Source organism: Lactobacillus sp. UCMA15818 (assembly GCF_030400225.1).
Classification (GTDB): domain Bacteria; phylum Bacillota; class Bacilli; order Lactobacillales; family Lactobacillaceae; genus Liquorilactobacillus.
This window is the reverse complement of record NZ_VJYB01000003.1, coordinates 55,034-67,634: the sequence shown is the minus strand read 5'-3', so window position 1 is coordinate 67,634 and position 12,601 is coordinate 55,034. Positions and strand designations below refer to the sequence as shown.

The window sequence follows — 12,601 nt, the reverse complement described above, 5'->3', positions numbered from 1 at the left end:
TTAACAATTGTTCGTATAAAATGGTGAAGTATTGGGGGGATTACCAATTCTTCACCATTTTAGTGCAGAGGGTGAACGATGAACTTTAAGGAGGATCACATGGAAGATTATGTCGTTGAGATGAGACACATCACGAAACAATTTGGTAGTTACAAAGCAAATAATGATATCTCATTACAATTAAAAAAAGGTGAAATATTAGCACTTTTAGGTGAAAATGGTGCGGGTAAGTCGACTTTGATGGGGATGCTTTCAGGTTTATTGGAACCAACTGATGGTGAAATATTAATTAATGGCAAAAGTGTCAAGATGGACAATCCCAGAAATGCTAAAAAATTGGGGATAGGGATGGTTCATCAGCATTTTATGCTAATCCCAGCATTTTCTGTACTTGAAAATATTATCCTCGGTGATGAACCTACGAAAGCAACAAGGATAGATTATCGAAAAGCGGCTAACGATATCGAAAAATTGGCAGAGAAATATCATTTGGATATTGATGTGAATGCAAAAGTTCGAGATATTACAGTTGGAATGCAGCAAAGAGTCGAAATTATGAAGGCATTGTACCGCAAAGCAAATATTTTTATTTTTGATGAGCCGACAGCGGCATTGACGCCTCAAGAAATCGAGCAGTTGATTAAAATTTTACGTGCACTTGCAGCAGAAGGTAACTCAGTTATATTTATCACGCACAAACTTAAAGAAATTAAGGAAGTTGCTGATCGTTGCGTAGTAATTAGAATGGGGAAAGTTGTTGAAACTGTTCAAGTTGCAGAGACAAAAGAAGAAACGCTTGCTGAAATGATGGTTGGCCGTAAAATTAACTTTGCAGTGGAAAAGGAAGAAACTGATAAGTCGAAGACGGTTTTAGCAGTTAGTAACTTGAGTGTTGAAGCCCATGCATTACTCAAAGTTAAGGATTTGAATTTGATTGTCCATAGTGGAGAAATTGTCGGTGTGGCCGGGGTTGATGGAAATGGTCAGAGTGAATTAATTGAAGCAATTACGGGCCTGCGTAAAATAAAAAAAGGATCCGTAGAGTTAAAAGGCAAGGCTTTGCAAAATCTTAATGCTCGTAAAATTTCAGAAGCTGGCATAGGTTGTATTCCAGAAGATCGGCAAAATGTTGGGTTAATACTTCCTTTTACAATTGCGGAGAATCTGGTTTTGAAAAGCTATCATAAAAAGCCTGCCAGTCAACATGGACTGTTGAATTATAAGAAAATTAATGAGATGGGCAGGCAACTCATTAAGTCTTTTGATATTCGTTCACAAAGTGAGAAAGAACTTGCGGGTGATCTTTCCGGAGGTAATCAACAAAAGGTAATTGTTGCAAGAGAAATTTCTGCTAGCCCAGATCTTTTAATTGCAGCTAATCCAACTCGTGGTGTTGATATAGGTGCTATTGAATATATACATGAGAAAATAATTGAGCAAAGAAATGCTGGTCGCGGAGTGCTTCTAATCAGCTTTGAACTCGATGAAATCTTGAAGCTTTCGGATCGGATTGTAGTAATGCATGAAGGCCAAATTGTGGGTGAGATTGACCCCAGACATACATCTAGCGAAGAACTTGGATTAATGATGGCTGGAAAAGCACCAATCGAACAAGAAGGATAGGGGGAACATACAGTGCATACTAAATCACTTAAAGGATTGACGATACCGTTAGTTTCAGTTTTGGCCGGGTTTATAGTTGGGGCAATTTTGATGCTAATATTTGGATATGATCCGCTTCAGAATTACCAAAATCTATTGGTTGGGTCATTCGGTGGTGTTTATTCAATTGGTGAAACGCTGCGAAACATGATTTCTTTAATTTTAACTGCTTTGGGTTTTGCAGTAGCAAGTAAGGCTGGTTTTTTCAATATTGGAGGCCCAGGACAGTATCTGATTGGCTGGTTTGGTGCAATTGTTTTTACACTGAAGTTTTCATATTTGCCTGCAATCATTTTGATAATTGGAGCACTTTTGTGTGGTGCCTTAGCGGGTGGCTTATGGTCTATGGTTGCTGGGATCTTACGTGCATACTTTGGAACTAGTGAAGTTATTACCACAATTATGCTGAATTATATTGTTTTGTACATTGTTAATTTTGCGGTGAAGAGTTGGCTGGCTGGCAAAGGCAGTGATTCTTCACCAAACATTGCTGCTAAAGCAAATTTGAATACACCATTTTTACAACGTATTACCGATAATTCAACCTTTAATTGGGGTTTCTTTATTGCTTTGGCAGTTGTGGGTTTGGTTTGGTTTTACTTCAATAAAACTAAATCGGGGTTTGAGATTCAAGCCGTTGGGTTAAATGAATCGGCTTCGCAATATGCAGGTGTCAATGTAAAGAAAACAATCATTACTGCTATGCTAATTTCTGGTTTATTAGCAGGACTTGGTGGTGCTATTGATGGGTTGGGGAATTTTCAAAATATTTCAGTCTCTAATAACTTGCCTAATGTTGGTTATAATGGTATGGCTGTAGCATTGTTAGCAGCCGAAAATCCAATTGGAATTGTCTTTGCCGCACTGCTTTTTTCAGCTTTACAAATTGGTGGTCTAAGTATTTCGGTATACTCTAATACCCCAAGTGAAATTGTTGATATAGTTATTGCTTCAATCATTTTCTTTGTCGGTATCAAGTATGCATTTGAGCTTATAGCTAAAAAGGGATGGTTCAAGCGTAAGAATAGGGAAGAGAAAGGTGGTGCTGAAAAATGAGTTTGACAACTATTTTAATGACAGTCTTTTCGACGACCTTTGTATATGCAGCACCTCTGATCTTCACTGCCCTAGGTGGAACCTTCTCTGAAAGAAGTGGTGTCGTTAACGTTGGTCTTGAAGGCATGATGATTATTGGAGCGTTTGGAAGCACGGTATTTAATTTAACTTTTGCAAGTACTTTTGGAAGCCTTACTCCGTGGATATCGTTGTTTATTGGTGCCTTATTCGGATTGGTGTTTTCATTGCTACATGCTATTGCGACTGTTACCTTTAGAGCCGACCACATTATTAGTGGGACGGTTTTGAATCTTATGGCACCAGCACTGGCAGTATTTCTTACAAGAGTTCTATATGAGGGCAAGGGACAAACACCTGTTATCAATCAGAGTATGGGCAGCTTTACCTTTCCAATCTTATCCAAGATACCGTTTGTGGGGAAGGTTTTATTCACGAATACATCACTTATCGCTTTTATTGCAATTATTGTTGGTGTTTTGTGCTGGTATTTCTTCTTCCGAACAAGTTTAGGGTTAAGAATGAGATCTGTTGGTGAGAATCCAATGGCTGCCGATACGTTAGGAATTAATGTAGTTAAGTATAAATACATGGGTGTTTTGATTTCGGGCTTCTTTGGCGGTATTGGCGGTGCTGTAATGGCACAGTCGATTACATTGAACTTCTCAGCAAGTACTATTTCAGGGCAGGGATTTATGTCGTTAGCAGCCATGATTTTTGGGAAATGGAATCCCCTAGGTGCGACAGGTGCAGCACTATTCTTTGGGTTAGCTCAGAGCTTACCAATTATAGGTGCCTACATTCCTGTGTTATCGCATGTTAATTCAGTTTGGTTCCAAATTGCACCTTATGCGATAACAATTATTGTTTTGGTAATTTTCTTAGGCAAAGCAGTTGCACCAGCTGCGGATGGTCAGAATTATATCAAAGGAAAGTAAACAGAAATTGTGGTTTAAATTAAATAGGATAATATGGAATGCAGCGGTAGAAATTAAGTGCTAATTTGAAAATAGACGAAAATCATTGATTTATGGAATATGTATTAGGAGGCTGGGTCAAAAGTTGAATTTTGATCTGGCCTCTTCCTATATGTAGTCAAATCTAATCTAAATTAAGTATAAAAACTAATTATAGTAATATCCACGATAAAATTAGAAGCAAATTAATGAATAAAATGTAAATTTATAGATAATTGTTCGTATTTTATGGAATAACAATGAGCTTGAAAAAATAGAAATAATAATTTCAGCTAATAATAATTAACATTTGATGTTAGATTTCTTTTGATTCCAAACAATAGAGGGATTAGTCTTGTGTTTTTATTATTTTATAACTAGAATTAAAAGAACATTAGAGTGTTTAATCGATATTTTATTTTATTGAAGTCAGATTGTTAGCAAGGTGGGAGTAAAGATGGAGAATTCCAATAATACGATGTATAGCCCATCCTTTGAGCACGATGCTTGTGGGATGGGATTTATTACCCAAATTGATGGGAAAGCAAGTCATGAATTAATCGAACGAGCGCTGATTATGTTGAAGAGAATGAATCATCGTGGTGGGACAGGCTCAGAGCCTGATACGGGGGATGGAGCAGGGATATTATTTGCGATGCCTGATAATTTTTTTAGAACATACGCTAATAAGCAGAAGATAAATTTGCCAGTTTTTGGTGAATACGCTGTTGGGATGTTCTTTTTACCACAAAAACAGGCTGAAAAAGAAGCAATGCTCTCGTCTATTGAAGATGAAGTTAGCGATGCAGGATTTCGTGTTATTGGAGCAAGAGATGTTCCATACGTATATGAGAGCTGCGGACCAACAGCACAAAAAACGATGCCAGGTTTTGTGCAGGTAATCATTGGGAAACCATTTGATATAGCTCCAGGGAGAGAATACGAAGACTCCCTTTTTCGATTACGTAGGCACTTGGAAAAGACCTTCTCTGCTGAAGAATTTGCAATTGTAAGTTTATCAAGTAAGACCATCTGTTACAAAGGAATGCTGCATGCTTACCAAGTAGGAGAATTCTTTCCAGACTTACACGCTGAATCGATGGAATCTGCAATTGCATTGATTCATTCGCGTTTCTCTACCAATACTTTTCCGAGCTGGGAACGTGCACAGCCATTTAGATTTATTGCTCATAATGGTGAGATCAACACCTTGAAGAGAACTGAAAATTGGATGGTGAGTCATAATATAGAAATATATAACGATGAAGATTCTGATTCGGCTAAGTTAGAAAATTGTATGGAGTATCTGTACCGAAATGGTAGGGATATTCCACAAATTCTGTTGATGATGGTTCCAGAGGCTTGGGGCAAGGATGCCCACGTGTCTGCAAAGCAAGCAGCATTTGATGAATATAATGCAGGGTTTGTTGCCCCATGGGATGGCCCAGCAGCATTGTGTTTCACAGATGGGGTTCAAGTTGGTGCGGCACTGGATCGAAATGGATTACGACCATCGAGATATAATCTTGTAAAAGGCAACTTCTTGGTGGTTGCTTCTGAGTCAGGTGTTTATGATGTTGCACCAGAGGATATTATTGAAAAAGGAATCTTAGGACCTGCTGACATGATTCTTGTAGACACTAGTCAAGGCAAGTTCTACAGAACAGCAGAGATTAAAGAAAAATACTCAAGTAGTCAACCCTATGCCAAGTGGCTTAAAGATGAACAATTAACGCTTGATGATCTATCAGAAGCAGACGTTGATGAAAACATCTCAGAAAGCGCACTGCGGACATTATGGAGACGTCATGGCTATACGGAAGATGTTATTCGTGATGCATTGATTCCAATGGCTCAAAAGGGTGAGGAACCAATTATTTCAATGGGATATGATTCTCCATTGGCTGTGTTAAGTAAGAAACCGCAGTCACTATTTACCTACTTTAAGCAGCAATTTGCACAGGTCACTAATCCGCCAATTGATGCAATTAGAGAGAAATTAGTTATTGGGACTGAGATGTTTCTTGGTGCAGACGGAGATATAACAAAGGATGTTCCTCTAAATGCAAAAAAAATCAAACTTGATTCACCAATTCTAAATGCGAAAGCATATGAGAAGTTAAGACATTTGAATGGGAAAAATGGGTTCAAGGCTGCTGTTGTAACAATTTGTTATGACATTGCAGGGCGACCGAACCGTTTAGAACAGGCACTAGATGATATGTTCAAGGAAGCTGAGTCACAAATTGAGCAAGGTGCGAATCTGCTAATCTTGAGTGACCGCGGAGCAACAAGAGAACAATTGATTATTCCCGTATTGTTAGCTGTCTCAGGCTTGAATAATTATCTGGTACGTAAAGGAAAAAGAGAATTGGCGTCAATTATTGTTGACACGGGTGAGGCTTGTGAGATTCATCATTTTGCAACGTTACTTGGATATGGTGCATCAGCAATTCATCCGTATGGTGCCTATGCAACATTGCTTTCTTATAACCTAGGAGATAAGCTTGAAAGTTATCGAAAAGCGGCTGAAAAGGGAATCGTTAAGGTTATGAGTAGAATGGGAATTTCTACCATTATCGGTTATCAGGGTGCACAATTATTTGAAGCGGTTGGCCTTTCTGAGAAGGTAGTTAATAAGTATTTTACTGGGACTGAAAGTCGGATTGGTGGGTTATCTTTAAACCAAATTGAAGAGGAATATCTAGTTAGGTATCGTAAAGCATTTAATACAAGAGCGATTGAAGACTTGCCATCAGGCGGGAGTTTCAAGTATCGGCGTGATGGAGAACATCACCTGTATAATCCCTTGACGATGTACAAGTTTCAACAAGCTGTCCGCACAGGCGACTATGCGATTTATAGGGAATATGTTGAAGATGTGAGGAAAGAAGAGCAAGATTCACCAACTACTCTTCGTTCACTATGGGAGATTAAAGGAGGAACGCACGATGCGGTGCCATTGTCTGAAGTCGAGCCAGTCAGCCAAATTGTGAAAAGATTCAAGGCGGGGGCAATGAGTTTTGGTTCTCTCTCTAAAGAAGCACATGAATGTATCGCACAGGCGATGAATGAATTAAATGCTAAGAGTAATAGTGGTGAGGGCGGGGAAAACCGTGCAAGATTTAAGCTGCAGCCAGATGGAAGAAATCTCAATAGTAAGATCAAACAAGTTGCATCAGCAAGGTTTGGCGTGAATGCTGAATACTTGATGAGTGCTGAAGAACTGCAAATTAAAGTTGCTCAAGGGGCAAAACCTGGAGAAGGTGGACAACTTCCTGGAACTAAGAATTTTCCATGGGTTGCAGAAATTCGTGGTTCTGTTCCTGGAGTGCGCCTGATTTCACCACCACCTCATCATGATATTTATTCAATTGAGGACTTGAAACAGTTGATTCATGATTTGAAGCAGATTAATCCTTTTGCAAAGGTAACTGTCAAACTCGTATCAAGTACAGGTGTAGGAACAATTGCTACAGGAGTTGTCAAGTCCGGAGCGGATAAGGTAACCATTAGTGGATATGATGGAGGAACAGGTGCTGCTCCGCGTAATTCTGTTAGGGATGCGGGACTTCCATGGGAAATGGGATTGGCAGAAGCTCATCAGACACTTGCTTTAAATAATTTGAGGCAGCGAACAACAATTGAAACAGATGGCAAGTTAATGACGGGCCGGGATGTTGCAATTGCAATTATGCTTGGTGCGGAAGAGTTCAGCTTTGCCTCATTAGTTTTAGTATCCATAGGATGTATTATGATGCGCGTATGCAGTGTTAATACATGTCCAACAGGAATAGCAACGCAGAATCCAGGATTACGTAAGTTATTTATTGGTAAACCGGAGCATGTCAAGAACTGCATGCGATTCATCGCCCAAGATTTACGTGAGGAAATGGCTTCTTTGGGATATCGGACGATTGATGAATTGGTAGGACATACTGAAAATATTACTCCACGCTTTATTGCTAAAGGGAAAGCTAAGTCACTTGATTTCTCCAGAATCTTAAGTACATCTGTTGGAATTGAACGCAAATCAGTTGACCCATTTGTCCCTAAGTATCAATGGCCAGAACTGAATGCTTTTGCCGAAATGGCACTGGCAAGTGAACAGCCTGTTGTTATTAAGCAGCCAATTAATAATCGAATGCGGACTGTTGGAGCAAGAATGGGTGGATGGATTGCACAGCGCTTTGGCAATGAAGGTCTACCTGCCGGACAGCTTAAATTTGAATATACTGGAGTGGCTGGTCAAAGTTTTGGCGCATTCATTACTCGTGGGTTAGAACTAGATCTAACAGGGGAAGCAAACGACTATGTTGGCAAAGGTTTAAGCGGTGGTCGATTGGTTGTTCGCGCACCCAAAGTTGCCCAACAGCTTTATAGCAATGCCCCAATTGTCGGCAATGTTGCTTGTTTTGGTGCCACTGGCGGTGAAGCATTTTTTAACGGACGAGCAGGTGAACGTTTCTGTGTTAGGAACTCGGGTGCACATGTGGTTGCCGAGGGAATTGGCGATCATGGTTGTGAGTACATGACTAATGGAATTGCGATGATTTTAGGCTCAACCGGAAGGAACTTTGGAGCTGGAATGTCTGGTGGGATTGCATATGTATACGATCCAGCGGGAAGTTTCCCACAACAATGTAATTTGGAAATGATTGAGTTGTTTGAGATTGATAATGAGCAGGACAAAAAGATTGTCAAAGACTTACTGCGTAAACATTTTAGATACACTGATTCGCAAAAAGCCAAGTTTATATTGGATAATTGGGAAGTAGAAGCAGGTCATTTTGTAAAGGTATATCCTAAAGAATTCAGACATATCAATGAGATTATGGCTAAATATGCAAGCAAAAATGTTACTGACGAAGAGCTGAAGCAAAAAGCATTTGACGAAATTGTGGGTGTTCAGCCAACTATCATGAAGTAAGGAGGAACGAAAATGGCAGATCCGTTTGGTTTTTTGAAATACCCGCGTGTAGATAACCCCACACGTTCTGTGGAAGATCGAATTAAAGACTTTGCAGAAATGCAGAACTCACTTAGTGATGAAGAACGACGCAAGCAAGCTGCTCGCTGTATGAACTGCGGAGTTCCGCATTGTCATGCAGGTTTCTTCTATGCTGGTGGTAAGGCTGTTAGTGGATGCCCTAATGATAATCTGATTCCAGAATGGAATGATTTGGTATACCGGAGTGAGGATAAGCGGGCCTTTGAACGACTAACCAAAACTAACCCACTTCCTGAGTTTACTGGGAGGGTGTGTCCAGCACCTTGTGAAGCTGCTTGTAATGAAGCACTTCATGGTAAAGGAATTACAATTAAAGATAACGAAAAATTTATTATTGAGCAAGGCTTTAAATTTGATTGGGTCAGAGAAAGCGGGATGCCACTCCACAGAAATGGCATCAAGATTGCGATTGTCGGCAGTGGACCGGCTGGTTTGTCAGCCGCTTGGCAGCTAAACAAGTATGGTTATGATGTAACTGTATTTGAAAGAGACGATTGTCCAGGTGGATTAGCAATGTACGGAATTCCCAATATGAAGTTGCCTAAAGATATTGTTGCGCGCCGAATTAAGGTGATGGAAGATGTTGGAATAAAGTTTGTTGTGAACACCAATGTCGGAGTTGACATTACTGCCGATGAACTCAAGGAGAGTTATGCTAGAGTATTATTAACCGTCGGTGCACGCCAAGCTCGAGACATTAATGGTGAAGGCCGCGAGTTAAAGGGGATTATGCAGGCACTTGATTATCTTACCTTGGCTACCAAAGAAGTTTTACAAGATGGTGTAGCTGCAAGCCAGAAATTAGCGGGTAAGAAGGTTCTGATTGTCGGTGGTGGTGATACTGCGACTGATTGTATTGCTACAGCAGTGAGACAAGGGGCAACAGATATTAAACAGCTTGAGATCAGTCGACAGCCACCTCTGAAAAGACGAACAAGCAATCCTTGGCCAGAATGGCCGATTGTTTCAAAGAAGGGTTACGGTCAAAAGGAAGCGGATAGTGTAATCAAGGAAGACCTGACTATCTATGAAACAACTGCAATTGGTTTTAAAGGTAGAAGTGGGAAGCTTAGAAAGACTGTTATAAGCAAAGCGCGGTTGTACAAACCAGTTCCGGGAACTGAAAAGGAACTAGAAGCAGACTTTGTAGTGATTGCTCTTGGTTTTACTGGTGCTGAACAATCGGTAATTGATGCTTTTGATATTACCGAAATAAATAAAGACTTTACAACAGATCAAGAAAGAGTCTATGTGGCTGGAGATGCCCGTCGTGGTGCTAGCCTTGTAATTTGGGGTATCTATGAGGGCCGAATGGCTGCGGATATGATTGATCAGTCTTGTCAGGTTAAGGTGTAAAAAAAGATTTTATTGGTTTCATGTGAAACAAAGGTTATTGTAAATGAGTGCGTATCGTAAATTGAAAAAATTTTGATGTATAAAATATATTTATTCGTAATAGTTAGAGGGGCAGATTAAAAGAATTTTAATTTGATCCCTTTTTGTAGTGTACTGAAAATAAGCTAGATTGTTGTTTTGAAAATTAACTGATGGGCGAATAAATAGTATCAGAATTACGAATAATTTCGTGTTAGAATAAGAATGGAAAGTAAAAACACGGTTCGGTTGGTAGTCCGAACATAGTGATTTAGCTATCAGTAACCTGCCTCCTTGGTTGTCCATCTTTCTTAATTTATTTAAGGAGGATGCTTAATGTTAACTATTAAGAGTTCATTAACCATTATATTTGACCCACCGTTTTATAAGGCTATTTTTGAGAGGCGTTATGCTTCAGTTTATGAAGTTGGACAAGTGACCTTAGGAACTTCAGAACCTAAATTGAACTGCATCTATACTCTAGTTACTAATCATTGGTCAAGAGTGGTTTTCTTTCGGCAAAGTGATTCAAATGCTCTTGTTCTAGAAAAGAGAATTAATCCCAAGCGACTTCAACGTCTGGCTAGGAAGAGTGTTGAGAAAGGTGTAAGTACGAAAGCACAACTTGCATTACAGAAACAAATAGAGATTCGAAAGACTAAGAAAAAGCAAATAAAGCAGGCCGGTAGGGAAGCAAAAGAAGTACTTGCTTTTGAAATGCGACAAGCAAAGAAAAAGCAAAAACATAAAGGTCATTGAGCAATTTATCGTTAATTATGGGTGACTTGTGGGAAATGCTTATACAAAAAAGATCTCAGATTAAAAAAGCTGAGGTCTTTTTATACATATTAACCTTAATAATAATACTTAAATTTTGAAGGATAATACAACCTTTTGAAGAGGTAGTCTAGGTTATATTTGTTTACGCTTATTTATTGAGATGAGACTATACAAAACGACTATCCAGATAATGGCTCCAATTGCTCCGGGAATATCTGCAGGAATTAGGAACAAGCTAAGAAAGACCAAAGCAAAAAAAATAATAGTAGCCATACTTGTAATTCTATAGGCTGGCATAAGAAAACCATTTGCTAAAAAATCATTAGAGGTACGATATTTCCGATGTGCTAGTAGAGCTAAAATGTAAACTATAATGTAAAGATCACTAGAGGCACCAGTAACAATTGTAAAAACTTCACTAATCCCCTTTAAAATACTCATCAAGGGTGCAATCAGTACCAAGATAGCTGAAGCAATAATTGCTCTTGCTGGAACCCCATTTTTAGAAATATGTGCAAATTTTTGATTTAACCAACTTTGATGAGATGATTCAAGCGCCAATTGATAAAAGTGGCGCCCAGCAGAAAAAATGGAGCTATTCAAAGCAGAGGCAGCAGCTGTTAAAACAACAAAATTAATAATAACTGCTGCTGCCGGAATTCCTGCCAACTGATAAACTTGCACAAAAGGGCTTTTTTCTGCAGTTAATGCATGCCATGGGATAATGCCCATAATTACTACAAGCGCACCAATGTAAAAAATTAGGATTCGAACAAGAGTTTCGTTAACTGCTTTGCGGATAATAGAATGTGGTGATTTAACTTCACCGATTGTAATACTGATGAACTCTATTCCTTGAAAAGCAAAGAAAACCATCGGGAAAGCAGTAATAAAGTTAAAAGCTCCTTTGGGGAATAATTGATAGTTCCTGAATATATTGTTAAGACTAGCATGTCCTAAAGGAGTTTTAGCGTTTGTAAAAATCATGAAAATACCGGTGATAATGAGTGCGACAATTGCAATGATCTTAATCATAGCAAACCAAAACTCTGCTTCTCCAAAAAAGCGGACTGCAACTAAATTAATTATAACTAAAACGAATAAGAAAATTAATTCAACAAGCCATGCAGAAGAATTGGGAAACCAGTATTTTACATATGTTCCAACAGCAGTCAATTCAGCTGTTGAAAGAAAAATGAGACCTAGCCAATATGTCCAGCCCGCGAGACTCCCAAGTGTATCTCCTAAGTAACGCGATATAAATGCAACAAAAGTATGTTGTGTGGGATCAGAATAAAGCATTTCACCAATGGCACGCATCATGAAAAAGAAGAAAACACCTAAAAATAAATAAACCCATAAAACTGAAGGTCCTGTTTTATAAATAGTAGTTCCAGCTCCTAAAAATAGGCCAGTGCCAATAGTTCCTCCAATAGCGATCATTTGTACATGACGATTACTTAGTGACCGGTGTGTTCCGTCTTTATTTATTTCTGTTTTCTTAACGATTATGAAATACCTCCTTGGTATACCTTATCTAGTTTATAATTTTTTTTGATTATAGTAAAATTCATCATGTTCATTTAAAAATGATTTAATTTCATTTAAGCTGAAAAATGATTAGAAACTGTTTATAAATTTAGTAAACAGATAGGAAGTTTTGACTCACGAACCATATTTTTCGAGAAAAAATAAAGAGACTGAATCAAAAGTTAGCGTTGATTCAGTCTCTAAAGTTTATAAT

At 38.8% G+C, this 12,601-nt stretch carries 7 protein-coding genes; 6 read left to right on the top strand and 1 reads right to left on the bottom strand.

Annotated features, from left to right (window positions below; all coding sequences use genetic code 11):
• The first annotated feature begins 99 nt into the window (after positions 1–99).
• The 6 genes from FFX44_RS05635 (at position 100) to FFX44_RS05610 (ending at position 10,836) form a co-directional block, all read left to right on the top strand.
• Positions 100–1,623: an ABC transporter ATP-binding protein gene (locus FFX44_RS05635; protein ID WP_289978755.1), complete on the top strand. Its 1,524-nt coding sequence runs from the start codon at positions 100–102 to the stop codon at positions 1,621–1,623.
• A gap of 12 nt (positions 1,624–1,635) precedes the next feature.
• The gene (locus FFX44_RS05630) at positions 1,636–2,718 is read left to right on the top strand and encodes an ABC transporter permease (protein WP_289978754.1); all 1,083 of its coding nucleotides are present in this window, start codon (positions 1,636–1,638) and stop codon (positions 2,716–2,718) included.
• A complete protein-coding gene (locus FFX44_RS05625; RefSeq protein WP_289978753.1) occupies positions 2,715–3,674 on the top strand; it encodes an ABC transporter permease in 960 nt (319 codons plus the stop codon). The genes FFX44_RS05630 and FFX44_RS05625 overlap by 4 nt, the downstream gene beginning before the upstream one ends.
• 475 nt (positions 3,675–4,149) lie before the next feature.
• Positions 4,150–8,622 carry a glutamate synthase large subunit gene (gene gltB, locus FFX44_RS05620; RefSeq protein ID WP_289978749.1) on the top strand — a complete coding sequence of 1,491 codons (4,473 nt, stop codon included), beginning with the start codon at positions 4,150–4,152 and terminating at the stop codon, positions 8,620–8,622.
• Between the two features lie 12 nt (positions 8,623–8,634).
• The gene (locus FFX44_RS05615) at positions 8,635–10,059 is read left to right on the top strand and encodes a glutamate synthase subunit beta (RefSeq protein ID WP_289978748.1); all 1,425 of its coding nucleotides are present in this window, start codon (positions 8,635–8,637) and stop codon (positions 10,057–10,059) included.
• Positions 10,060–10,413: 354 nt separating this feature from the next.
• The gene (locus tag FFX44_RS05610) at positions 10,414–10,836 is read left to right on the top strand and encodes a YjdF family protein (RefSeq protein WP_289978746.1); all 423 of its coding nucleotides are present in this window, start codon (positions 10,414–10,416) and stop codon (positions 10,834–10,836) included.
• 153 nt (positions 10,837–10,989) lie between these two features.
• Here the strand turns inward: FFX44_RS05610 and FFX44_RS05605 are convergent, their stop codons facing one another.
• A complete protein-coding gene (locus FFX44_RS05605) occupies positions 10,990–12,300 on the bottom strand; it encodes an amino acid permease (protein ID WP_289978745.1) in 1,311 nt (436 codons plus the stop codon).
• Between the last annotated feature and the right edge of the window lie 301 nt (positions 12,301–12,601).

What these genes read in the sequence shown, in the direction of transcription:
- FFX44_RS05635 (WP_289978755.1), top strand. Translation starts at nt 100, where the DNA reads ATGGAAGATTATGTCGTTGAGATGAGACACATCACGAAACAATTTGGT.
- FFX44_RS05625 (WP_289978753.1), top strand. Translation starts at nt 2,715, where the DNA reads ATGAGTTTGACAACTATTTTAATGACAGTCTTTTCGACGACCTTTGTA.
- gltB (WP_289978749.1), top strand. Translation starts at nt 4,150, where the DNA reads ATGGAGAATTCCAATAATACGATGTATAGCCCATCCTTTGAGCACGAT.
- FFX44_RS05615 (WP_289978748.1), top strand. Translation starts at nt 8,635, where the DNA reads ATGGCAGATCCGTTTGGTTTTTTGAAATACCCGCGTGTAGATAACCCC.
- FFX44_RS05610 (WP_289978746.1), top strand. Translation starts at nt 10,414, where the DNA reads ATGTTAACTATTAAGAGTTCATTAACCATTATATTTGACCCACCGTTT.
- FFX44_RS05605 (WP_289978745.1), bottom strand. Translation starts at nt 12,300, where the DNA reads ATGATCGCTATTGGAGGAACTATTGGCACTGGCCTATTTTTAGGAGCT.